Raw genomic sequence first — 25,368 nt, forward strand, 5'->3', positions numbered from 1 at the left:
AATTAACCTAAATTTTAACAATTAATTTTATTGAAAATGAAACACATGTACTTAAAGTGTGTGGCAGTTCTGCTATTGAGCGCAATAACAATATCAGCGTATGCCCAACAAAAAGTTACAGGAACGGTGACGGAGAAGTCGGGCTTGCCCATTCCTGGGGTAAGTGTTACTGAAAAGGGCACTAAAAATGGCAGCTCTACCAATGGTGATGGAAAATTCACGATTTCAGTGAAGCCAGGTGCAATACTTACTTTTACTTCCATTGGGTTATCCACCAAAGAAGTGGCAGTAGGACAATCTGCAACCCTGACGGTGATCCTTCAGGATGATGAAAAAGTGCTGAATGAGGTCGTAGTGACCGCATTGGGTATTAAAAGAGAAAAGAAATCTTTGGGATACGCGATGCAGGAAGTAAAGGGAGAGTCCCTGGTAGAAGCCAGAGAGCCAAACCTTGTGAATGCTTTATCTGGTAAAGTTGCAGGTTTGCAGATTACCCGCTCCAGCAACGGACCTGGTGGTTCTTCAAAAATTACCTTAAGAGGAAACAATTCCCTTACTGGTAACAATCAGCCGTTAATCGTTGTGGATGGTGTTCCAATGGATAATTTTACAGGAACAGACAATAATGATTTTAATAATCCTAAGCTGGATATGGGAAATGGTCTTGCTGATATCAATGCAGAAGATATTGAAAGTATGTCGGTATTAAAAGGGCCTGCAGCAGCTGCATTATATGGTTCAAGAGCAGGAAACGGAGTGATTTTGATTACAACAAAGTCAGGAAAAGCACAAAGTGGATTAGGAATCACAGTGTCTTCTTCGGTGGGTATAGAGACAATTTTCACCAATCCTAAGTTTCAAAATTCATTTGGACAAGGTTCCCTGGGAGCAACAAAAAAAGAGCTTGGCTCGAGCTGGGGACCGAAAATTGAAGGACAGTTGGCCGAAAACTGGGACGGTTCAAAAACACCTATCCAGGCTTATGACAATGTAAACAACTATTTTAAAAACGGACTTTCTTTAAATCAAAGCGTTTCCCTTCAACAACAATATAAAGGGACTTCTATCTATACCTCATTCAATAGAACAGAGGATAAGGGGATGACTCCGGAAGCTAAACTGACGAGGACGAACTTGTTGGCGAGGGCACTGAGTAAATTCGGTAAGGACGATAAATGGACTGTGGATACTAAAATTCAGTACAACAATACAACGGCAAACAACCGGCCAATGGGCGGGGCGAGAGATGAGAATATCTTCAGAACCGTTTATATGCTGCCAAGATCTATGGATATCCGCAACTTTAGCAGAGCTACCAACGATCAGAATAACATGTTATGGTTTGGCGGTAGTAACCAGGTTAATCCTTACTGGAGCAACCGTTTCAGCACTAATGAGGACAGCAGAGACCGTTTTATCATGAATGCTTCCTTAAAATATGAGTTCAACAGCTGGTTAAATGCAGAGATCAAAGCAGGTGCAGATATGTACAATACAGATGCCAATGCTAAAGTTTATGCAGGTAGCCCGATTGTAAAAAACGGAAGATACAGCGTGGATAGAACTTCCTTTACAGAGACGAATTTCAGCACCTTAATCACGGCAAGAAAAGACAATCTTTATAGTAAGTTTGGTGGTTCCTTAACTTTAGGAGGAAACTTAATGTCTCAGAAAACGAACATATTAGGCGCTAATACAGGTGAATTTTTTGTGCCTAATTTCTTTTCCATCAAAAATGGGGTCGGTCTGCTCAGCATGAACGAAGAACTTAAACGTAAAAAAATAAACTCTGTATACGGTTCCGGTCAGCTAAACTGGGATCAATATGCTTTTGTTGATGTTACTTTTAGAAACGACTGGTCTTCGGCTTTAAGCAAAGCTAAACGTTCTTACTTTTATCCTTCTGTAAGTGCATCACTTGTCTTCTCCGATATGATCGGGAAAGTTGGTGGAACATTGCCTTCGTGGATGACTTTTGGTAAAGTAAGGGCTTCCTTTGCCCAGGTAGGTAATGACCTTCCTCCATACGAGTTGTACAATACTTATGATATTAGTAAAGATCCTAACGGCAGACCCACGGCAGCAAGAAAAAAAGTCCTTTATAATCCTGAGGTACAGAGTGAGCTGATTAAATCATTTGAAGTTGGTGCTGAAATGCGGTTTTTAAACGGACGTATCGGCTTTGATGCGGCTTATTACAAAACCAATGCAACCAGACAATTGATCGAGATCCCAATGGATCCAATGAGTGGTTACGAAAAAAGAAAAGTGAATTCCGGAGATATCGAAAACAAAGGGTTCGAAGTAATGGTAGATGGTAAAATCCTGACTGGTGAGAAATCGTTGAACTGGAATATGATGGTGAATTACTCCAGAAATACAAATACGGTAAACGAGCTTACACCAGACATTACACAATATCGTTTAGGCGGATATGATGACGTATATATATTGGCTGCTACCAAACAAAAATATGGTGAAATTTATGGAAGTAAATTCTCAAGAGTAGAAGATAAAAATAGCCCTTTCTTTGGACAAATGATCCTTACTGATGAGGGGCTTCCTAAACGTGGCGGACAAAATGAAAGACTTGGAAATCAACAGGCAAGTGGCTTGTTGGGTGTGACCAACAGTTTTGCTTATAAAGGAATTGGATTGTCTTTCCTTTTTGATGCACGTTTTGGCGGACAGATATTTTCAGCTACCAACAATGCTTTACAATTAAACGGCACAGCCGAAGTTACTGCGAAGAATGGTTTAAGAGAAGATATGGTGGTTCCGGGAGTAGTGCTTATCGGAGGCCAATATGTACAGAATACCAAAGCAGTAAGTCCTGAAAGATACTGGACTACAGTGGGTGGTTATGGTAACCTTGGTATAACCGAAGCAAACATGTACGATGCAACCAATATCCGCCTTAGAAATGTGCAGTTAAGCTACGATTTACCACGCAAAATGTTGGCAAAAACACCTTTCCAAAAGGTCAAAGTAGGATTGTCATGTAACAACGTCTGGTTAATTACAGGTGATATGAATGGAGTCGATCCTGAGACGATCTATGCTACAGGTAGCAATGCTACAGGTTTTGAGAACATCAGTGCACCAACTTCACGTACTTATTTATTTAACCTGACCTTAGGCTTCTAAGCTTTATTAACCTATCGGGATTGCCCCTTAATTAAAAACAATTAGATGAAAACAATCATAAAAACATCATGTATGATCCTGGCAACAGCAATGTTGTGGTCGTCATGTAAGAAATTTGAAGAAATAAATGTGGATCCTGTTTCCGCAAATGAAGATCAGGTTCAGCCGGAATACTTTATTAATGGTTCTATTACTGCCGCACAACAAGATCCTGATGTGGCAGAACGTGCTTTTGTTTTGTATTGGAAAACTGCAGGACATCAGCAAAGCAATGGAGGGATTTCTTCCGGTGCTTACAACGATGGCTGGTCTTCGATTTATTACAATCAGATCTCTGCCTGGATTACTTCCGCAAATACAGCGATAGAAATTGCGAACAAACAAATTGCTGAGGGTAAAGCAAAACCACATACAAACAACCTGATACAGATAGCCAGAATCTGGAGAGGCTATTTGATGAGCGAGATGTCTGACAATTTTGGACCTATTCCAATGATTGCTTCTCAGGGCACAAATCCTGAGTTTGTAGAGGTGAAAATGATTTATTATTATATCCTTTCTGAACTTAAAGACGCAGGTAGTAAACTTGATGTCGCGCTTAAAAATAAGGAGGAATTTGCTGATCTTGATCCGTCTTACAGGTACAATTATAAGAACTGGAAAACTTATGCTAACTCTATGCGTATGCGTTTAGCAATGAGGTTATCAGAAGTAGATGAGAACAAAGCAAAAGCTGAATTTGAAGATGCTGCGACAGGAAGTGATTTCATTACAAATATGGATCAGGCTTTCAAAGTACAAGAAAAACCAGGATGGAATGCACTTGCAGGAGTAATGAGCCGTGAATGGAATCCTCAGTTCATTTCTGCAACATTGAATAACCTTTACCTGGGCTTGGGTGGAGTTAAGTCTGCCGATCAGCTGGATGCCAGCTATCAGCCTTATATCAAGTCTGAAGGTTGGTTAGGACTGAAGTATGATGACCATTTTACCTCTAAGACGAACAACCCATCAGCAGGATATTGGTTTGATGGTTTGCCTTACTCGATAGATCCAAGGGCTTATAAAACATTCATTATTCCTGGTGATTTTGAAAATGCCAATTTTAACGCCTACCCATCATGGACCAATGACGCTAAAACAACGAAAAGAAATCTGCTGAATAGTTCGAATGAGACGCTCAAAACCATTGAGGCGAAATATACCTGGAATGCATCAAATACCGGAAACTGGGATGTTAAAGGAGCAAGAAACCTTGTCAGAGCATATGAAGGTACCATACCTCGTTTATCCAATCAATTCAGGACAAGTGCAAGTACACGTATTTTCTTTGCACCATGGGAAACCTATTTCCTGTTGGCTGAAGCGGCAGAACGTGGCTGGAATACGCCAATGTCAGGAAAAGCAGCATACGAAGCTGGTATCCGTTCAAACTTTGAGTACTGGGGTGTAACAGGTAATTTAGGCGCTTATTTAAGCTCCAGCGACTTCAACAGGGTTGGAACTTCTGTAAACTGGGATCATACCGCAGAGCCTGCAGCAAGTCATACCATGAGCTTTAAAAACGGATATACAGATGTAGCAGGAACAACTGCTGTACTTTATCCAAAGAATGATTTATATAAAAATGGTACCGTGAAAAACGACCACTTAACAAAAATCATTACTCAGAAATTTATTGCACAAACACCTTGGTTGCCTTTGGAAGGTTGGAATGATCAGAGAAGATTAGGTCTTCCATTCTTTGAAAATCCTGCGATCGAAAAATCTTTGCCGGACCTTCCTGCATTAACTGATGCAAATTACATGACCAGCAATGTGAGTTTCTTTCCTCAGCGTTTAAGATATCCATCGAATTTGCGGATTACAAATTCGAAAGGATATGAGCAGGCAGTTACCGCTCTCAAAGGTGCTGATGCCGTATTAACCCCGCTTTGGTGGGCTAAGAAATAATCTTTTGTTTATATAAAAGCGATAAAGGCTGCTCTCAAAAGGGCAGCCTTTATGATTAAATAGCTTTGCAGAAAAATAGTCTTGCAGGGATTGCTTTATAGAAAATAGCTGTACAGGGAAAAACTGTTACAACCCTTCAATTCCCAGCTTTGCAGCGAGTTCATTCAGGTCATTCACCACCGCATCAATCAGCGGAATACCCTGTACTTTGCGTTCCTGTTCAAAGGCATACTCAGGTTCACCCGGAATGATCACCTTTTTATCCGGATCAACGGTTTTCGCTGATTTAAAACGCTCAATCCAGTTGTCTAAATGATTTTTGAAATCTTCAGCAGGGCGGAAACCATCAATTCGCATGGCACCAAAGAAGTGACCGATACCTTCTCCAACAGGATTTGCAGAAGGTTCCAGAAAAGCCACAAAAGGAGGCACCCAGGGGCCATAATTGGCACCGGAAAGCACAGCTGATAAAATATCAACGGTTGCACTTAAACCATAACCTTTATGACTTCCATGATCTTTATCGCTGCCCAATGGCAGGAGGGAACCCCCATCTTTTAACTGATGGGCACTTGTAGAAGAATTGCCATCTTTATCCTGCACCCAACCCTCAGGAATAGGCTGGTTTGCCCTTTGGGCGATTTCCAGTTTCCCGTTTGCTGCAGCTGCGGTGGCCATGTCCACCACTAAAGGAGGGTACTTGCCTGCAGGAAAAGCATAACACATTGGATTGGTTCCCAATAACCTTTCATTGGCATAGGTAGGTGCGACAAGCGGACTGGCATTGGTCATGCTGATCCCGATCATGTCCTGTTCCACAGCCATTAAAGCATGGTATCCGGCAATCCCAAAATGGTTGGAATTTTTAACAGATACCCATCCGCTACCATAAGTTTTAGCTTTTTCAATGGCAATCTTCATGGCAAAAGGAGCCACCACTAATCCAAGCCCCGCATCTCCGTCTACTGTCGCTGTAGTTGCTGTTTCATGGACTACCCTCACCTCAGGTGTGGCGTTGATGCGTTCCTTTTCCCATAACCTCACATAACCACTTAAACGGGCTACCCCATGGGAATCTATTCCCCTCAGGTCAGATTTTAACAAGACATCTGCTGCCAGTTGTGCGTCCACCTCAGGACATCCCATTTTCAGGAATACATCTTCTGTAAACTGACGGAGTTTTTGTTCGGTAAAAGTGTGAAAAATCATTATGATGTAGCAAAAAGAACCGTAAACTGATGGTCCAGTGGTTTGAAATTAAGAATCAGAGAATTGATAAAGTCATCTCCATAGAGCACATACATCGGGGCGATGTTTAACACACGCTCCTGTAAGACTCCGGTAGGGAATAGCTTTTCTTTTAAATTATCGATCTGGGTTAATGAAGTATCATGTTTGCGCTTTTCTGCCCTTAACATTTTTTTCTCCAGATTGGCAATGAGTTTTAAGGCCCTTGTTTTGGCCGCATCAGCGGATTGAGAGAGCGTTTTATCGATCTTATAAGCATTGAGCTTGATCTGATCAAATACAGCCCTGATGGCGCGCTCTTCATCATCCAGCGACAATTGCAGTGTCACATGCGCCTTAATCCAATCGTTTTTAAGGGTCAGCGGATCTTTAAAAAGATTGGTATGGTTGATGCCCAGAATCTGCATCCTTACTTCACTGCGTTTATCAATCAGCAATGCAGAGTTGCGAAGTAGCAATACCGGGAAATCTATGTTGTAATAATCGAAGTTTGCTTTCAGTTGCAGCCAATAAGTCAGCTCTGCCCCGCCGCCAATATAAGCAAGGTTTGGTAAGATGATCTCCTGATATACCGGTCGCATCACCACATTCGGACTAAACCTTTCCGGGAAATTCCGGATTTCCTCCTGAAGTTCTGCTTCCGTAAAACTGAGGTCTGTATGCATCACCTTATAGACCTGATCTTCTTCCACAATCCGCTCGCGAAGCTGATCAGTCATATAAAAGAAGTTGATCTCTCTTGGGTTGACCTGTGTTTTATAGCCTTTTTCTTCCAATGCAGCATTGCTTGCCGAAATGTGCTGAAAGCTGTGCTGACCAGTGATGTCAGCTTCCATAACAGCTGCAAACTGTTTTTTAAGCTCATGTTCGTCTGCATCTACGCAAACCAAACCGTACTTTCCGAATAGCCCATCTACCAGTTCACGCGTGGCATCAGAAAGTTGATCATGATGTGTATAGGCATGTTCTACCATTTCAGATAGATGCAAACCATTTTCACTGATCCCCAGATAACCTTTATAGGCGATCAGTACCTCCGTGATGTCTTTTGTACTTAACCTTCCTGTTGCACCTGCTGCCTTCTTGTTCCAGGTCAGCATTCTGTCCTCGATTTTCACATGATTGATTTCTTCGAAATCATGATCTTCCGTGGCCATCCAATATACAGGTACAAAATTATATTGTGGAAATTGCTGCTTCAGCTCTTTTGCAAGATTGATGGCAGTAATGATTTTATAAATAAAATAAAGGGGGCCTGTAAATATATTGAGCTGATGACCGGTGGTAATGGTAAAAGTCCGGTCATCAGCAAGAAGGTTAATGTTTTTGGTAACTAAGGCCGAAGGCTTAATTCCTGAATATTGTTTTTGGAGGATGCTGGTCAGTGTAGACCGGTTTCCTTTAAAACTGCGGTTAGCGATGGCCTTTGCAAAGCCTTCGAAATCCGGTGTATACTTATAAAAAGCACTTAACTGTTCCTTCCCACTGATGTAATCCAATACAGCGGAGGAGAAGGCATTTGTTTCCTGGTAAGAGATGTATTTGGCCTGCATTGCCACGAATTTAAGTTAATAAAGCATAACTCCTCACATCGCGCTTTTATTTTACAATTTGTCCATATAGATCGAAGTCTTCCGCCCTGTCAATCTTCACGTTAACAAAGCTTCCATTGGCTGCATAACCTGTCGCAGCATCAATTAAAACCTCATTATCAACCTCAGGAGAGTCAAATTCTGTACGTCCGATAAAGAAATCACCTTCTTTTCTATCTACCAGAACTTTATAGGTATTTCCTACTTTTTCCTGATTGATGTCAAATGAAATCCCTTGTTGTAATTCCATAATGGCATCTACACGCTCCTGTTTTACTTCATCAGGTACATCGTCTACCAGGTTATGGGCATGGGTTTTTTCCTCATGTGAATAAGTGAAACATCCCAATCTGTCGAACCTGGTTTCTTCTACCCAGCTCATCATTTCTTCAAAATCCTGTTCTGTTTCACCAGGGTATCCACAGATTAATGTAGTACGCATGGCGATAGTAGGCACTTTATCCCTGATCTGGTTCACGATGTCGATCGTTTTCTGTTTCGTGATTCCACGACGCATAGATTTCAACATGTTATCCGTGATGTGCTGTAAAGGCATATCCAGGTATTTACAGATGTTTTCACGCTCGTTCATCGCATCCAGGATTTCCATAGGGAAGCCCGAAGGATAAGCATATTGTAACCTGATCCATTCGATTCCGGGAACATCAGAAAGACGTCTCAACAATTCATCAAGGTTCCGTTTTCCATAGATATCCAAACCGTAATAGGTCAGGTCCTGAGCGATCAGGATCAGTTCTTTTGTTCCGTTGGCTGCTAAGATCTTTGCTTCATTCACCAGTTCCTGCATATCGCGGGAAACGTGTTTTCCGCGCATTAAAGGAATGGCACAGAACGAGCATGGGCGGTTACAGCCTTCTGCGATCTTGAAATAAGCGAAATGAGAAGGAGTGGTCAATAACCTTTCTCCAATCAGTTCGTGTTTATAATTTGCACCTAAGGAATGTAAGATGTTATTTAAATCATTGGTCCCGAAGAAGGCGTCTACATTGGTAATCTCTGCTTCCAGTTCCGGTTTGTACCTTTCAGACAAACATCCGGTCACGATTACTTTGCCTATTTTTCCAGCTTCTTTAAGTTCGCTGTATTGCAGGATCGTATCGATAGATTCCTGTTTCGCATTGTCAATAAATCCGCAGGTATTGATCACTACAATATCATCCTTACCCATTTTATCGGATTCATGAACCACATCCATGCTATTGCCACGAAGCTGACCCATTAAAACTTCTGAATCGTAAAGGTTTTTGGAACAACCCAAAGTAATTACATTGATTTTAGGTTTTTTAACGGGGATAATCTTAGATGTGGTTTTTGTATTCATGTGTGTTTTTTATCTTGAAGCGGATCAGTCGTATTAATTAAATAAACTGTCCACAAAAGCTTTTTTGTCAAATAATTGCAGGTCGTTTACGCCTTCGCCAACGCCTATGTATTTTACCGGAATTTTAAACTGATCAGAGATTCCGATCACAACACCACCTTTGGCGGTACCATCCAGTTTGGTAATGGCTAATGCATTTACGTCGGTTGCCTCAGTAAATTGCTTGCATTGTTCGAAGGCATTTTGCCCGGTCGAACCGTCCAGTACCAATAGTATTTCATGTGGTGCATTAGGGATTACCTTTTCCATCACATTTTTAATCTTGCCCAACTCATTCATCAGGCCTATTTTATTGTGTAAACGTCCGGCAGTATCGATGATCACTACATCTTCTCCATTGGCTACCGCAGATTGCAAAGTATCGAATGCTACAGAAGCAGGATCAGAACCCATGGCCTGTGCAACCACACGTACCCCAACGCGCTCGCCCCAGAGTTTAATCTGCTCTACAGCCGCCGCTCTGAATGTATCTGCAGCACCTAAAACTACTTTCAGGTTTTCTGCTTTCAGCTTATGCGCCAGCTTTCCTATGGTGGTGGTTTTACCAACACCATTTACACCAACTACCATAATCACATAAGGCTTATGCTGTCCGTATTCAAATTTACGGAAGTCATTGCTGTTGTTTTCAGAAAGCAGCAATTGAATCTCATCCCGAAGGAGGCGGTTCAGTTCTGTGGTCGATAAATACTTGTCCTTAGCTACACGGCTCTGTATCCGGTCGATAATTTTTAAGGTCGTACTCACCCCAACATCGGAAGTAACCAAAACCTCTTCAAGGTTATCGAGTACATCATCATCTACAGTCGACTTACCGGCAACTGCTTTGGTGATCTTACTCAAAAAACCTTCTTTAGTTTTCTCTAATCCCTTGTCTAGAGCTTCCTGCGCTTCCGGAGCGGTTTCCTTTTTCTTGAAAAAATCGAATAAACCCATACGAATGTATAACTAAACAAAAAAAGCCCTCCCATTTAAAAGGGACGGCTTTAATATAATTAAATATTAAAATTATTTTTTAGATGCAGAAATAGCATCTTGAACGTGATCGTTGTGAACAATAACTTCTTTGAAAGAATAAGCACCTTTTGGTGATTTAGTCATTGTAATAACTTTTGAATATTCTTTTCCTTTTCCCGTTTTAAGGGTTGCAACTACCTTTTTTGCCATGATCTAAATAGATTGTATTTAGTTAAATACTAAATGTATTACTTAATTTCTTTATGTACAGTTACCTTTTTCAAAACTGGATTGAATTTTTTCAATTCTAATCTCTCAGTAGTGTTTTTACGGTTTTTAGTAGAGATATATCTAGACATACCAGGCATGCCACTAGTTTTATGCTCCGTACACTCTAGAATAACTTGTACTCTGTTACCTTTTTTTGCCATTTTATTAATCTTAAGGTCGATTCACATCAACCATTGTTATTTACAAATATCCTTTTTTCATGAAGCGATTAATCGCCTCAGTAATACCAATTTTATTAATGGTTTTGATAGCTGAAGTAGAAACTTTCAGTGTTATCCAACGATCCTCATCAGGAATATAAAATTTCTGAAGTTGTAAGTTGGGATAAAACTTACGCTTAGTTTTAACGTTTGAGTGAGAAACATTAAAACCTGTCATTGCCATTTTTCCGGTTAAATCACAAACTCTAGACATGCCTTTAAATATAGTGTGTTAATTGTTCTTTCTTAATTTTTTAAGAGTGTGCAAATATCAATAAAATATTTGTAATCATCAAGTAGGTATCTAAAATATTTTCAATTTATTTACAGCACGTTGCGAACTGTAGCTTAGATTCCTGTTGAGGACGCTCCCGGGGCGCAATATACAACATTTAAACGGATTAAACGACCACTGCCTCTTCCAAATCACCTAAAAGATTCTCAAATTGAAGGACATAACGCCTCGCCTCATTGATATAATGTACCAATTCCGGCTTTTCTTCCTTCCCCAGCTGTTGCAGCCAAAGCTGTTTATGTTCCTGCAAATGGTACAGGGTTGGGGTTACCCCATAAGCCTTATGTTTGGTTTTCAAAAGAGGATGTTCTGCCTCATGAAGGTCCAGTTCAGCAATCCCCGGAAGGGCAATAGATTTCATCATTGATACGATCGTGATGGGCAGCAGGACCTCATAAATCTCCCTGAGCAAAGTCCGCAGGTGCTGATGCTGAGCCTTATGGGTATCCAGGTTCCATTTTAATGAATCAGTACGGTAATGCTGGTTGGCCAGCTCGGCACGCCTCAGCGTTTCCGAAATCTGGTCGAATAGTTGTTTACTCATAGGTCAGTGGTTGAGGTTAAACTATAGACAATCTTAACCCTCATTTGGTTTAAAAAGAAAACCTGGAAATGACTTAAAACCTGCGATTAAAATTTTGTTAGCTTTTTAATAAAGGTATATTTGAGTTTTAGTTATTGACCTAAACCAAATCATGCAAATTAATTCTTTTGAAGAGTATCAGGAAACGTATAAATTAAGCGTTGAGCAGCCCGAACAATTCTGGGCCGGTATAGCAGACAAATTTTTGTGGAGAAAAAAATGGGACAAAGTCCTGTCCTGGAATTTCTCCGAGCCAAACATTAAATGGTTTGAAGGAGCCAGGTTAAACATTACAGAGAACTGCCTTGATCGTCACCTTGCTGAAAATGGAGATAAACCAGCGATTATCTGGGAGCCTAACGATCCTCAAAAAGATAGCATCACTTTAAGCTATAAAATTTTACATGAGCAGGTCTGCCGCTTTGCCAATGTATTAAAAAAGAACGGCGTTAAAAAAGGAGACCGCGTATGTATATATATGCCTATGGTTCCGGAACTTGCGGTAGCTGTTCTTGCCTGTGCCAGGATTGGTGCGGTCCATTCGGTAGTTTTTGGTGGTTTTTCTGCCAAATCTATTGCCGACAGGATCAATGATGCCGAATGTAAGGTAGTCATCACCGCTGATGGTGCCTTCAGAGGAAACAAACAAATTCAATTGAAAGAAGTGATTGACGATGCCCTGATCGGTTGTCCGACTGTAGAACGCGTCATCGTACTCACACATACCCGTACACCGGTATCCATGCTTAAAGGCCGCGACATCTGGTGGGAAGATGAAATCAAACTGGTAGATACCAACTGTCCGGCTGAAGAAATGGATGCCGAAGACCTGTTGTTTATATTATATACTTCGGGCTCAACCGGAAAACCTAAAGGAGTAGTACATACCATTGGCGGATATATGGTCTATGCAGGATATACTTTTTCCAATGTATTCAACTACCAGAAAGACGAAGTGTTTTTCTGTACCGCGGATATCGGCTGGATCACCGGACACTCTTATATTGTATACGGTCCGCTTTCACAGGGCGCAACGACCCTGATGTTCGAGGGAATTCCAACTTATCCGGATGCTTCCAGAATGTGGCAGGTGGTAGAAAAACATAAAGTAAACATATTATATACTGCGCCAACAGCGATCCGCTCCTTAATGAGCTTCGGACTGGAGCCTTTAAATGGCATCGACATGAGTTCGCTACGTGTCCTTGGATCTGTAGGTGAACCCATCAATGAAGAAGCATGGCATTGGTTCGATGAAAACATCGGAAAAAGCAAATGCCCGATCGTAGACACCTGGTGGCAGACAGAAACGGGTGGAATTATGATTTCCCCGATTGCCTATGTAACTCCAACCAAACCTAGTTTCGCTACCTTACCATTGCCAGGTATTCAACCGATCCTGGTAGATGAAAATGGAAAAGAAATCGAAGGAAACGGGGTAAACGGAAACCTTTGTATCAAGTTTCCATGGCCGGGAATGCTGCGCACCACTTACGGAGATCATGAGCGCTGTAAGCTGACCTATTTCTCTACTTATGAGAACCTTTACTTCACTGGTGATGGTTGCCTGAGAGATGAGGATGGTTATTACAGAATCACCGGAAGGGTGGATGATGTCATCAACGTATCCGGACACAGAATCGGTACTGCCGAAGTTGAAAATGCAATTAACATGCATGCCGGTGTAGTGGAAAGTGCCGTAGTAGGCTTCCCTCATGAAGTTAAAGGGCAGGGAATCTATGCTTTTGTGATCTTCCCGAACCACCATGAAGATGCTGACCTTACCCGTAAAGACATCCTTCAGACGGTAACCCGCGTGATCGGTGCCATTGCAAAACCGGATAAAATTCTTTTTGTAACCGGACTGCCTAAAACCCGTTCTGGTAAAATTATGAGAAGAATCCTAAGGAAAATCGCTGAAGGGGATATTGCCAACCTTGGAGATATTACCACTTTGCTGGATCCTGCAGTAGTAGAAGAAATCATAGAAAAATCTCAGAAATAAAATTTTTCAATATATTAAAGAAGCCCTCTGTTTAACAAACAGAGGGCTTCTTTAATATATATGGTTATGCTAAACTTTAACATATCCGTTACTCTTTTTTATTGCGTAGAAGAAACACTGAAATTGACCTTATCAGGATTCTTATTGAAATGCTCTTGATACCAATCCTTTAATAATTGTGTTTTAAACCGCTCATCACTATTTACTCCTCTGATCAGTGTTTTAGCTGCAGCTGTCCCGTCTACTCCATTTCTCGCTTCATAAAGCACATAATCAACCAAAGTATGGTCCTGTACCTTCGGACCTTTGAAAGACAACATCTTTCCATCTTTTCCAATGATAAAAGGAACCATTGTCGATTCTTTTAAGGCAGCAAAGAACTTTTTAGAAGCTTCATCCTGAACAAGGAAATAACTATTCTGACCAGCGTTCTTTTGATCATCAGCAGCCCATGCCGCCTGGTCTGTCCCGATAAAAAAATCTGCAAATACCACATCCGGATATTTGGAAAAGCGTTTTTTTAAGGCTGTATAATCTTCGTTCTTTTCTCCCGGAGGACGATTTGATTTGCTTGCCCATACATAGAAATAAACCGTCTTCCCTGCGTATAAGCTGGTAAAACTATGTTTCTTTCCTTCCTGGTCTGCCAGTTGGAATGAAGAAACATTCATTTCTGTATGGTTGTTGTATCCTTTCACTACGGTTTTTACCAGGCCTTTGATCACCATGGTACAGGAACTTTGGGACAGCGAAAGTAAAATAAGGGAGGCGTAAAATAATTTTTTCATATCAGTTTTTTTGGTTTTTATCGGTTGAAAATCAATAGGTCTCTTATTTACTAGATGAAAAGAACCGGGCAAAGGTTACAAGAAATCAAACAAAAATTTTCCAGACCTGTTATTATGGTATCTATTTATTGTTAAACATTAAAAAAACGGATCATGGATAAGTTAGAATTAAAAGGAAAATGGAATGAGATCAAGGGTAAAGTAAAACAAGCTTATGCGGATCTTACAGATGATGATTTGAAATATGAAGAGGGGAAAGATGATGAATTGTATGGAAAGTTGCAACAGAAAACAGGGAAGACCCGTGATGAACTGGTTACCTGGATCAAATCATTGTAATAATTGATCATAAAAAAACCTTGCTGCAAATTCGCAGCAAGGTTTTTTTCATTTAAGGCCATAAGCAGACCTGTGTGATCAGGTCTTAGTAACCAAATATCTGTTCTAATGTCAGTTTGTTTACTGTTCCAAATTTCTGCATGTCTTCCAGTTTCACTTTTTTCTCAGAAGCAACAATACAATAATTGTAAGGTTTATTCGCCACGTTATTCGTGTGGAAAGCTTTGATGTCAGTAAAGGTCAAAGGTTTCAGTTCATTGTATTCATCGATTCTTGAATCATGATCAATTCCCAGTTTTTTATTGGCAAAATAGCTGGCAATGATGCCATCTTTGGTGATCCTGTCGGTTTCGATCGAATTCATTGCATTGTACTTGGAAGCTTCAAATGATTTAGCCGACTCAGGAAGGTCAGTTAATAATTCATTCATTCCCTTTACTGCGTCATTCATCTTATCCGCCTGACTGCCCACATAAGCCACCATTGCATATTGTTTATCAGCCCTGTCTGGCGCAGAATAAACTGCAAAAGTAGAGTAGGCCAATGCTTTAGACTCCCTGATGGTCTGGAAAACGATAGAACCCATACCACCTCCAAAATAACTGTTGAAGAGGTTCACTTTACCGGCAAGAGCTGCTTCATATTTACCCGCATTTCTTACCCATCTGATTTCTGACTGCACCATATCATAATCAGCAAAATAAACCTGATTCGTTGCATTATTCGTATAAACGAATTTTTTTACCGGAGCTTCAGGTGTAAAGGTTGCAGGAAGTTTATGCAGTTTAGTGATGTTTGCAGTAAACTCAGTTAAATCCTTTGGACCATAATAAGTGATGGTATGCTCGAAGTTATTCACATTGTGCAGAATGGCCAGTAAATCTGCTGAAGTGATGTTGTTCACCTCATTATTCGTTAAGGTATAATTCGAAGGATTGCTGGCACCATATTGTGCGTAGCTCATTAATCCGTTCAGGATCATCGCTTTATTCAGTTTGTTGTTTTCTCTGGATTTGAGAATTCGGCTTTTCAGTCCGGCTAAAGCTTCTTCATTAGGCTTGCAGTTGGTTAAGATATGCTCAACCAGGGTAACCGCCTTATCGAAGTTTTCCTGTAATCCGCTGATATTGATGGTGGCTACTTCATTACTTACCGTGAAAGTATAGTTACAGGCAATGTTATAAAACTCCTTGCTGATCTCCTCAGCACTATATTTATCTGTAGCGAGGAATGCAAGGTATTGAGCCGCATAAGGCATCAGTTTATTGTTCCATGCGCCCATTTCAAAACGGTAGGTTAAGCGGAAGATGCTGTTTTCTTTGTTTTGTACTTCAATCACGTCAGCGATTCCTGCTTTACCGAAAGAAAGGTCTTTTTGATAATCCAGAAATTTAGGCGCAATCTCCGTGGAAGGCATTGCCAATAAGTTTTTTGCAAAAGGAGAAGTTTCTGTAGCGTTGGTCTTTACCGGGGTAATGGTTGGCTTCTCTACTTTAGCGATGCTCTTGTCTTCGCCTTTATGTTTATAAGTAACCACATAGTTGTCTTTGAAGAACTGATTGGCAAAATCGGTAACCTGTTTTTTGGTTAGTTTTGCCATTGCATCCTGTCCACCTAAAGATTTGTCCCATTTGTTGGCGCGGTTCAGGATAAACTCATTCGTTACCGCTTCTACACGGAAACCATTGTTATCAAAAGATTGTAATAAACTCAGCTTCTGATTGGCCACTGTAGCTTTAATGAGGCTTTCATCAAATTCTCCTTTTTTCAGGATGTTGATCTGGTCTAACAACAGTTGTTTGGCCTGATCTAAAGTCTGTCCTTGTTTAGGCTGAGCATTCAGCGTAAAGACGCCATAATCTTTCATCTGCTGATAGCCTGCACCTGCACGAAGCACTTTTTGCTGTTTGTTCAGGTTGATGTCAATCAAACCGGCTTTACCATTGGCAAGGATGCTGGAGATCAGGTCTAACAGCAAACTTTGGTTGCTGTTTTCTGCATATCCTCTGTAAGACAAACGAACGCTTTCCGCACTTGGACCATAAATATCCAGTTTCTGAATTTTTGTCAAAGGTTTTTCCGGAGCCGGGTTATACAACTCCACCGGTTTATTCTGCATGAAAGAGAAAGACTGATCTACTTTTTTGATCATTTCATCCGGGTTGAAATCTCCTGCCATAGCCAGGGCCATGTTGTTCGGAACATAATATTTATTGTAATATTTTCTGATTTCTACCAGAGAAGGGTTTTTAAGGTGCTCTACTGTCCCGATTGTGGTCTGCTGACCATAATTGTGGGTGGGGAACAACAGTTCTGCCGTTTTCTCTTCTACCTTCCAGGCATCCTCATCCAGTCCGCGGTTCTTTTCTTCATAAACAGCTTCCAGCTCTGTATGGAAAATACGGAAAATAGGATTGCGGAAACGTTCGGCCTGCAGAGCAAGAAATTTATCGGTCGCATTGGAAGGGAAATCTTCATTGTAAACCGTTTCTTCATACCAGGTATGGGCATTGGTAGACTGACCACCGATCGCTTTCATCATTTTATCGTACTCATTGGCAATAGAATAATTAGAAGCTTCGCCAGAAGTCTGATCGATCTGCGCATAGATTGCTTTACGTTTCGCCGGATCAGTAGTTTTATTGTACTGCTCATAAAGACCGTCAATTTTATCCAACAGCGGCTTTTCTTTTCCAAAATCCAAAGTCCCGAACTTATCTGTTCCTTTAAAAAGAAGGTGTTCCAGGTAATGGGCCAGTCCTGTTGCGCTGCGTGGATCTGTATTACTACCCGCTCTGACACTCATGCGGTATTCAACCTTTGGCTCCTTTGTATTTGGCGACAAGATCACTGTCAGCCCATTTTTCAAAGTATAAAAGCGTGATTTTGTCGGATCATTGGTCACATATTTATACGTATAACCACCCGAACTGGCCGTTTTCCATTGAAAGCCGGATTGAGCCATTATACTCGTTCCTGCAATCAGAAAACAGGCGAGCATTAATAATTTCTTCTTCATGTTTAATAAGTTATAATTCAAATATACTGGGGAATGTGCATTATTCCTGAACATTCTCTCGAAATCTTGTATTTTTACAGACATGACGAAACAAAATTCTAAACCTAATATTTTAGTGGTAAACGATGATGGAATCACGGCACCCGGGATTAAAAACCTGATTGATGTGATGAAGGAGCTGGGCAACGTTGTGGTTGTCGCCCCTGATGGCCCGCAGTCCGGAATGGGACATGCCATTACCATCGGAAAACCATTGCGTTTTGATCGCGTTGATCTTTACGAAGGCGTAGAAATGTACAAATGTTCCGGTACTCCGGTAGATTGCGTGAAGCTGGCCGTAAATAAGATTTTCAAAGGTAAAAAGCCTGATCTGTGTGTTTCCGGAATTAACCACGGACTGAACAACTCGATCAATGTGATCTATTCCGGAACGATGTCTGCTGCAGTTGAGGGCGCAATTGAAGGGATTCCTTCTATAGGCTTCTCTCTGGATGATTTTTCTGAAGGCGCAGATTTCAGCCATTGTAAAAAGTTCATTAAATCCATTTCCGAAGAAGTGTTGAAACATGGTTTGCCACAGGCAACCTTACTGAACGTCAACTTTCCAAGAGGAGCAGAGCTGAAAGGCATCAAAATATGCAGACAGGCAAATGCGAAATGGGCAGAAGAGTTTGACGAGCGTAAAGATCCGTATGAACGCCCTTATTACTGGTTAACAGGCGTGTTCCAGAACAATGATAAAGGAGAAGATACAGATGTATGGGCCCTGGAAAATGGTTTTGTATCTGTTGTTCCGGTACAGTTTGATCTGACCGCACACCATGCCATCCCAATTTTAAACTCCTGGACATTTGATGTTAAATAAGGTTAAAGATTCGGTATTTATAGGTCTGGGGATCGGAATTCTGATCCCTGGCATCCTTGGATGCATTGCCTGGTTCCTCATGCACCGTTATGCTTTCCTTGCGAAAGCAGACTTGTTGCTGATTGCCTGTATTGCCGCCAATGCCGGATTACTTCATTACTTTTTTAAATTGAATAAGGAGAACCTTGGAAGAGGCATCATCAGTGCTACTTTTTTATGGGCATTTGTATTCTTTTTCTATAAAATCAATCAATAATGAAATATTACTTAGTAGCGGGAGAGGCTTCCGGAGACCTGCATGGCGCGAACCTGATGAAAGCCATCAAAGCAGAAGATGAATCTGCGGATTTCCGTTATTATGGTGGTGACAAAATGCAGGCCGAAGGCGGTGTGTTAAAAAAGCACTATTCGGAAATGGCCTTTATGGGCTTCACTGAGGTCTTGCTCAACCTCCGTACGATCTTCAAAAACCTGAAAGCTTGTAAAGAGGATGTGCTTGATTACCGTCCTGATGTATTGATCCTGATTGATTTTCCTGGTTTTAACCTTAAAATTGCAGCGTTTGCAAAAGAACAAGGTCTGAAAGTATGTTATTATATTTCTCCTAAAGTATGGGCCTGGAACCAGAAAAGGGTGCTCAAAATCAAGCAGGTTGTAGATAAATTGTTCTGTATCCTGCCTTTTGAGGTCGACTTTTATAAAAGCTGGGGAATGGAAGTGGATTATGTGGGCAATCCGTTACTGGATGAAATCGCGCAATTTGTTCCTGATCCGGAGTTTAAAAACAAGTACCAGCTCCATAAAGATATTGTTGCTTTGCTGCCGGGAAGCAGGAAGCAGGAGATCGAACGCCTGTTGCCGGATATGCTAAGTGTAACTGCTGCTTTTCCTGAACAGCAGTTTGTGGTCGCGGCAGCACCAAGCTTCGAAGAAGCTTATTACCGCCAGTTTATCCATTCAGAAAATGTAACGCTTGTATTCGGTCAAACCTATCAGTTGCTCCATGTGGCAAAAGCTGCGGTGGTGGCCTCAGGGACTGCTACATTGGAAACAGCCTTATTTCATGTGCCACAGGTGGTGGTGTACAGGGGAGGGGCAATTTCTGTTTCCATTGCCAGAATGCTGGTCAAAATCCGCTTTATTTCTCTGGTAAACCTGATCATGGACCGGAAGGTAGTCACTGAGCTTATTCAGGAGGACTGTAATACTTTACAGATCAGCACGGAGCTAAAAAACATCCTGGAAGGAGCTGAACGCGGACAAATGTTGCAGGATTATGTCGAATTATCCGGTAAAATGGGAACCGCTGGTGCCTCGGAAAGAACGGCTAAGCTGATCATGCACTTCCTTAAAGGGGACCAGATGCCCTAACCACCTCCATCATATTTAGTTTCAGATATTGTTTGAAATTTAGGATTTATTCTTTAATATTGATTAGTAAAACGTATTAGTTCGAGCCTGATACTTTATTAAAACTATTAACCAACCTAAATATAACCGAATATGGACATCCTCAATTCCTTAATGAATTACTCTTGACCAAAGTGTAAAACGTATTAGCTTATGATTTTTTGATGATTTAGGACCTTTTATATTCAAGGGAGGGCCAAACTATGCGCAATCCAATTGGAGAGCCACATCAGAAAAAAAAGTAAACCAGCATGATTACCTTTTTTTTTTAACAATAGGTAAAACGTATTACTTATGCCCATAACTAACCCGAATATTCACCCTTAACCCAAAGCCGATGAATAAATAAACCAACCTAATCTTCTGATGCTAAATTGTTAAAACGGTTTAGTGTCATCAAATACCCATGGCTGCAAGGCATCCGCCATTATGAACCATTGATGCTGTAGCAGCAGGCATATCCCAATGCCTAATAAAATTACTAACCTAAAAACAACAAAATGAAAATTAAACACTTAGTTCTGGCAGGGCTTCCTATGCTCTGTCTAACGGGAATAGAGGCCTTCGCAGCCAACTCGGAGCGAATGAGCTCCGATGCCCATTCCCATGCTTCTTTTTTCTTTCAGGGGGTCTCACAAAAAATAACCATCAGCGGAACAGTGCTGGACGAAAACTCACAACCTGTACCGGGAGTGGGGATAAAAGCGTTGAAATCCAATAAATCAACCGTAACGGATGCAGCAGGTCGGTTCAGCATTGAAGTAGAAAGTGCTACCGAGCAACTTTCCTTTAGTTATATCGGTTATACGACACAAATACGTGCCGCAGGGTCGGGTGGCACACCTTTGAGCATCAAACTGGTCCCTGCTGAAGGCGTAAACCTGGATGATGTCGTGGTGGTAGGTTACGGAACAAGAAAAAAATCTGATGTAACCGGTGCGGTAGGATCTGTAAAAGAAGAACAACTCAAAGAACGTCCTGCGGCTTCCCTGAATCAGGCCTTGGCCGGACGTATTTCCGGAGTACAGGTAAATTCCAATTCAGGTCGGCCGGGTGGTCAGACCAATATCAGGATCCGTGGTTTCAGTTCCATCAAAACAACAAATAATCCTTTGTATGTAATTGACGGGGTAATTCTTCCTGTAGGGTCTCAAACCCAGAACAGCAATGCGATCGACTTCCTGAATCCTGGAGACATTGCCTCCGTGGAAGTGCTTAAAGATGCTTCTTCTGTTGCGATATATGGGGCCAGAGGGGCAAATGGAGTCATCCTCGTAACCACTAAAAAAGGTTCTTCTACGGGTAGCAGGATCAGCTATGATGCCGATTTCAGTGTACCAACAATAGGACCCAAAAGAGTGGAAATGCTCAATGCAAAAGAATTTCTTGAGGTAGAGAACCTGGCTTATGAAAATGCGAAGATCTATGACCCGGAAGGCTTTGCAAAAGGCACTTATGTGGATCCAAGAATTAAAAGAAAAACCTTGCCATTACTGTTCGATAGCGATGGAAATCCTTTATATGATACCGATTGGTTTAAAGAAGCGACCCAAAACAAGCTTTCCCAAAATCATCAGCTTGGATTTACCGGCGGTAATTCCGAGAGCAACTACGGCTTATTCCTGAACTACAGAGATGACAATGGTTTATTGAAGAACTCTTACCTGAAACGTTATTCCGGAAGATTTACCATGGATAGCCAGATGAAAAAATGGTTGAAAGTAGGTGGAAGCTTAAACTATACCAATCAAACTGAAAACCTGGTAGATATCGGAACAGGAGGATTAAACTCGGTAAGGATGATCACTGAAAGCTTTCCTTTTCTACCTGTGAGATATCCTAATGGTTCCTGGGCAGATAACCAGAATTACCCTGGTGCAGAAGGAGGATCAAATCCGGTTCACATCCTGACTGACCGTAAATACATTTTACAAACACAAAATACACTGGGAAATGCCTATGCCAATATTAACCTGGCCGAAGGTCTGGAATTCCGTAGTGTGATCGGTGCAAATATCGTTACCCGCGGACGTTCAGAATACAACGGACGTAGTTTATATGGAATCTCCTTTGACCAGAAAGGAACGACAACCTTAGACAACAACAGAGAAACATACTGGTCTTTCGAAAACTACCTGACCTATAATAAACGTTTTGCCAAAGACCATGCAGTTACCGGATTACTGGGCTTATCATGGCAAAAAACAAATATCTTTGGTTTCGCCGTTGGTGGTGAAAACTTCTCTACAGATTACCTGCAGTATAACAATTTAGGGTCGGCAACCAAACCGATTCCCGGAAGTTCCAGAGCAGAACGTTTTGCCTTTAACTCTTATTTCGGAAGGTTAAACTATAGCTTTAAGGACAAGTACCTGTTTACGGCGACCGGACGTATGGACGGTTCTTCTAAATTTGGAGAAAATAATAAATATGCCTTCTTCCCTTCAGCCGCAGTGGCCTGGAAAGTTTCAGAGGAAGATTTTATTAAAGGAAGCAGCACGATCTCGAACCTGAAACTCCGTGCCAGTTACGGGGTAACCGGTAACTCTGAAATTCCCAGCTATTCTTCATTAAATGTTTTGGGAACTGGTTTTGCCGCAATTATTAACAACATAAGGTTAGGAGGTGTCGGGATAAACAGACTGGCAAACCCGGATCTGAAATGGGAAAAGACCGGACAGTCTGATATTGGTCTGGAACTGGGCTTATTTAACAACAGGATCAGTATTGAAGCAGATGTATACTACCGTAAAACTACCGATATGTTATTGGATGCCCCGGTACCACTTTCCAGTGGATATAGTTTTATCACCAGAAACATCGGCAGCATGGAAAATAAAGGTCTGGAAATTGGCATCAATACTGTAAATATTACCACAGAAAACTTTACCTGGAATACGAGTTTCAATATCTCCATGAACAGAAATAAAGTGCTTTCACTGGCTACTCCGGCAGATATTTTTGGTGTAGGAAACCCTGGTTTTACCAATGAAACAGGAATTATACGCGTTGGGGAAGCCGTAGGTTCTTTCTGGGGCTTAACCCGCCTTGGTACCTGGAGTGAAAGCGAACGTGCAGAAGCTGCAAAATACAATTACAGAGGTAAAACGATATTACCGGGAGACATCAAATATCTTGATGTAAACGGGGACTATCAGATCAATGATGCAGACCGTATGATCATCGGAAATGGTAGCCCTAAAGCATGGGGATCATTTTCCAATACCTTTAAGTATAAAAATGTGGACCTGACAATAGAACTTCAGTACTCTGCAGGCAATGATGTGTTGAACATGACCAAACACTCTGCTGAAGACCGTGTTGGATTGGCCAATAGCTATAGCTCAGTACTTAACGCATGGACTCCTCAAAATCAGAATACCCCAATTGCAGCAATCCGAGATACCAGAGCCGGTTATGTAACCAATGTGGATACCAGATGGGTGGAAGACGGTTCATTTATCCGTGGCAGAAACCTGTTACTGGGATACACCTTCCCTGCAAGTGTCGTACAAAAACTGAAATTGAGCAGGCTGAGGGTGTACTCAAGCGTACAGAACTTCTTCCTGGCTACTAAATTCTCCGGAAATGATCCCGAGGTAACCACCTATTCCAATGCTTTTGCACAGGGACAAACCTTTTTCGATTATCCGAAGCCAACAACTTATATGGTGGGCTTAAATATTGGTTTATAGTTTAACAGTTGTCTATAACAATTAAATATATCATGAAATTAAATATAAAATATACAGGTAAAATCCTGCTCATTGCGCTGGTCGCACTTGGAACAGGATGTAAAAAATTCTTAGCAGAGCAAGATCCTTCAAATTTATCTCCTGATACTTATTATACCATTCCTGAACACGGGGAAGCTGGTGTTGCAGCTGCTTATGCACAAACACGTTTTATTGGAAATGGTGCCGGTATTTTTGTAGCGAACTTCTCTATGCTGGAAATGGTTACCGGAACAGCAAGGACAGAGACAGGTCAGAATTCAGACTTGAATAACCTGCTTGGTTTATCTTTTAATGGGGAAAATTTGCTCGTTAGAAACTGGTGGGCCGGTTTGTATAATGTGATCGCCCAGACCAATCAGGTAACCGATAAAGTTCCGGGAATCAGTCCTATGGATGAAACCAGAAAAGCTCAGATTATCGGAGAAGCTAAGTTTCTAAGGGCATGGGCCTATTTTTATCTTGTAAGGCTATACGGAGATGTACCATTGGTGACGGTTCCTCAAACCATTAATTCCCCTGATTTTTATCCTACAAGAACAAGTACTGAACTCATTTACAAACAAATTGTAGATGATTTGACTGCTGCCGAAGCCGCCGGATTGCCTTGGAAAGTTACAAGTGGAACGGCGAGCAAAGGTGCTGTGAAATCTTTACTGGCTAAAGTATACCTGACAATGGCAGGGCAGCCATTAAATAAAGGCGCGGCGTATTATAAGCTTGCTGCAGATAAATCGCTTGAAGTAATCAATAACGGAAGTTTCAAGCTCTTCGATTCTTACGGAGATTTACATAATATAAAGAAGGAAAATGATGTTGAGCATATTTTTGAAATTCAGTACCTGGCAACTGTTGCTGCAAACCCAATGCAACAATTGCTATTGCCAAATTTTAAAGATGTTTCTGCTTACAGTGATGAGGTTGGAAGCACCGTTCCGACTACCGAGTTCTATGAGTCTTTTGAACCTGGAGATTTAAGGACCAAAGATAGAGAAGGCTTCTTCTATACTTCTTATTACACAGGTGGAAATGGTGCATTGAAGCAATTAAATGCACCCTATATTTATAAGCATTTTGATTCCCTTGCCCATGGAACATTTGAGGTAAAAGGAACTACACAGAGTGATTTAAACTGGCCTCAAATCCGTTATGCAGAAGTGCTGCTCATTTACGCCGAGGCACAGAACCGTGCCGATGGTGCACCAAATGCTGAGGCCTATGCTGCGGTGAATAAGATCCGTAAACGAGCCTTGTTAACAGAACTCTCCGGTCTTGGACAGACTGCATTTGAGGAGGCCGTATGGCGTGAGCGCTGGCATGAGCTATGCTATGAGGGAATCACCTGGTTTGATATGGTCCGCTTAAGAAAAGTGTACAATGTGAAGACTCAGGGCTTCGACAATTTTGTAGGACATAAATTCCCTGCCAGTCAGGCAACCGTACTGGCGGAAAAACACCTGTTGTTCCCGCTGCCAACGGTAGAGGTTAAAAACAATCCAAACCTAAGACCTCAGAATCCTGGGTATTAGGTATAATCTCA

Annotated in this window: 19 protein-coding genes; 9 read left to right on the forward strand and 10 right to left on the reverse strand. The window is 41.4% G+C overall.

Annotation, left to right across the window (positions count from 1 at the left end; genetic code table 11):
- The first annotated feature begins 36 nt into the window (after positions 1 to 36).
- Positions 37 to 3,147 carry a SusC/RagA family TonB-linked outer membrane protein gene (locus BUC20_RS07605; protein WP_073229702.1) on the forward strand — a complete coding sequence of 1,037 codons (3,111 nt, stop codon included), beginning with the start codon at positions 37 to 39 and terminating at the stop codon, positions 3,145 to 3,147.
- Between the two features lie 45 nt (positions 3,148 to 3,192).
- On the forward strand, positions 3,193 to 5,100 hold the full coding sequence (locus BUC20_RS07610; protein WP_073229703.1) for a SusD/RagB family nutrient-binding outer membrane lipoprotein: 1,908 nt from the start codon (positions 3,193 to 3,195) through the stop codon (positions 5,098 to 5,100).
- 126 nt (positions 5,101 to 5,226) lie between these two features.
- On the opposite strand, the gene BUC20_RS07615 is transcribed toward BUC20_RS07610, so the two are convergent.
- The 8 genes from BUC20_RS07615 to BUC20_RS07650 all read right to left on the reverse strand — a co-directional run bounded on the left by BUC20_RS07615 (position 5,227) and on the right by BUC20_RS07650 (position 11,629).
- The gene (locus tag BUC20_RS07615) at positions 5,227 to 6,309 is read right to left on the reverse strand and encodes an Ldh family oxidoreductase (RefSeq protein ID WP_073229705.1); all 1,083 of its coding nucleotides are present in this window, start codon (positions 6,307 to 6,309) and stop codon (positions 5,227 to 5,229) included.
- On the reverse strand, positions 6,309 to 7,901 hold the full coding sequence (bshC, locus tag BUC20_RS07620; protein WP_073229707.1) for a bacillithiol biosynthesis cysteine-adding enzyme BshC: 1,593 nt from the start codon (positions 7,899 to 7,901) through the stop codon (positions 6,309 to 6,311). Before bshC ends, BUC20_RS07615 begins: the two co-directional genes overlap by 1 nt.
- 46 nt (positions 7,902 to 7,947) lie before the next feature.
- Positions 7,948 to 9,282, reverse strand: a complete 1,335-nt coding sequence (gene rimO / locus BUC20_RS07625; RefSeq protein WP_073229709.1) for a 30S ribosomal protein S12 methylthiotransferase RimO — start codon at positions 9,280 to 9,282, stop codon at positions 7,948 to 7,950.
- 33 nt (positions 9,283 to 9,315) lie between these two features.
- Positions 9,316 to 10,278, reverse strand: a complete 963-nt coding sequence (gene ftsY, locus BUC20_RS07630; protein ID WP_073229711.1) for a signal recognition particle-docking protein FtsY — start codon at positions 10,276 to 10,278, stop codon at positions 9,316 to 9,318.
- Positions 10,279 to 10,350: 72 nt separating this feature from the next.
- Entirely contained in the window at positions 10,351 to 10,509 is a 159-nt protein-coding gene (locus BUC20_RS07635; RefSeq protein ID WP_073229713.1) for a DUF4295 domain-containing protein, read from the reverse strand.
- A gap of 38 nt (positions 10,510 to 10,547) precedes the next feature.
- A complete protein-coding gene (rpmG, locus tag BUC20_RS07640) occupies positions 10,548 to 10,730 on the reverse strand; it encodes a 50S ribosomal protein L33 (protein ID WP_008242799.1) in 183 nt (60 codons plus the stop codon).
- A 40-nt stretch (positions 10,731 to 10,770) separates the two neighbouring features.
- The gene (gene rpmB / locus BUC20_RS07645) at positions 10,771 to 11,004 is read right to left on the reverse strand and encodes a 50S ribosomal protein L28 (protein ID WP_039866682.1); all 234 of its coding nucleotides are present in this window, start codon (positions 11,002 to 11,004) and stop codon (positions 10,771 to 10,773) included.
- Between the two features lie 187 nt (positions 11,005 to 11,191).
- A complete protein-coding gene (locus tag BUC20_RS07650) occupies positions 11,192 to 11,629 on the reverse strand; it encodes a hypothetical protein (protein ID WP_073229715.1) in 438 nt (145 codons plus the stop codon).
- Between the two features lie 151 nt (positions 11,630 to 11,780).
- On the opposite strand from BUC20_RS07650, the gene acs reads away from it, so the two are divergent.
- Entirely contained in the window at positions 11,781 to 13,673 is a 1,893-nt protein-coding gene (gene acs / locus BUC20_RS07655) for an acetate--CoA ligase (RefSeq protein WP_073229717.1), read from the forward strand.
- A gap of 98 nt (positions 13,674 to 13,771) precedes the next feature.
- Here the strand turns inward: acs and BUC20_RS07660 are convergent, their stop codons facing one another.
- On the reverse strand, positions 13,772 to 14,461 hold the full coding sequence (locus tag BUC20_RS07660) for a TlpA family protein disulfide reductase (RefSeq protein WP_073229718.1): 690 nt from the start codon (positions 14,459 to 14,461) through the stop codon (positions 13,772 to 13,774).
- Positions 14,462 to 14,614: 153 nt separating this feature from the next.
- Between BUC20_RS07660 and BUC20_RS07665 the strand changes: the two genes are divergently transcribed.
- The gene (locus BUC20_RS07665) at positions 14,615 to 14,800 is read left to right on the forward strand and encodes a CsbD family protein (protein WP_073229720.1); all 186 of its coding nucleotides are present in this window, start codon (positions 14,615 to 14,617) and stop codon (positions 14,798 to 14,800) included.
- Between the two features lie 85 nt (positions 14,801 to 14,885).
- Here the strand turns inward: BUC20_RS07665 and BUC20_RS07670 are convergent, their stop codons facing one another.
- Positions 14,886 to 17,819: a M16 family metallopeptidase gene (locus BUC20_RS07670; protein WP_073231715.1), complete on the reverse strand. Its 2,934-nt coding sequence runs from the start codon at positions 17,817 to 17,819 to the stop codon at positions 14,886 to 14,888.
- An 82-nt stretch (positions 17,820 to 17,901) separates the two neighbouring features.
- Between BUC20_RS07670 and surE the strand changes: the two genes are divergently transcribed.
- From surE to BUC20_RS07695, 5 genes are all read left to right on the forward strand, one after another.
- Positions 17,902 to 18,684 carry a 5'/3'-nucleotidase SurE gene (gene surE / locus BUC20_RS07675; RefSeq protein WP_073229722.1) on the forward strand — a complete coding sequence of 261 codons (783 nt, stop codon included), beginning with the start codon at positions 17,902 to 17,904 and terminating at the stop codon, positions 18,682 to 18,684.
- Entirely contained in the window at positions 18,674 to 18,940 is a 267-nt protein-coding gene (locus BUC20_RS07680; RefSeq protein ID WP_073229724.1) for a stationary phase survival protein SurE, read from the forward strand. Before surE ends, BUC20_RS07680 begins: the two co-directional genes overlap by 11 nt.
- A complete protein-coding gene (gene lpxB / locus BUC20_RS07685; RefSeq protein ID WP_073229726.1) occupies positions 18,940 to 20,055 on the forward strand; it encodes a lipid-A-disaccharide synthase in 1,116 nt (371 codons plus the stop codon). Before BUC20_RS07680 ends, lpxB begins: the two co-directional genes overlap by 1 nt.
- A 539-nt stretch (positions 20,056 to 20,594) precedes the next feature.
- On the forward strand, positions 20,595 to 23,789 hold the full coding sequence (locus BUC20_RS07690; protein ID WP_073229728.1) for a SusC/RagA family TonB-linked outer membrane protein: 3,195 nt from the start codon (positions 20,595 to 20,597) through the stop codon (positions 23,787 to 23,789).
- A gap of 32 nt (positions 23,790 to 23,821) precedes the next feature.
- Positions 23,822 to 25,357 carry a RagB/SusD family nutrient uptake outer membrane protein gene (locus BUC20_RS07695; protein ID WP_073229730.1) on the forward strand — a complete coding sequence of 512 codons (1,536 nt, stop codon included), beginning with the start codon at positions 23,822 to 23,824 and terminating at the stop codon, positions 25,355 to 25,357.
- Positions 25,358 to 25,368: the final 11 nt, after the last annotated feature.

This window comes from Pedobacter caeni, from assembly GCF_900129215.1.
Taxonomy (GTDB): Bacteria; Bacteroidota; Bacteroidia; order Sphingobacteriales; family Sphingobacteriaceae; genus Pedobacter; species Pedobacter caeni.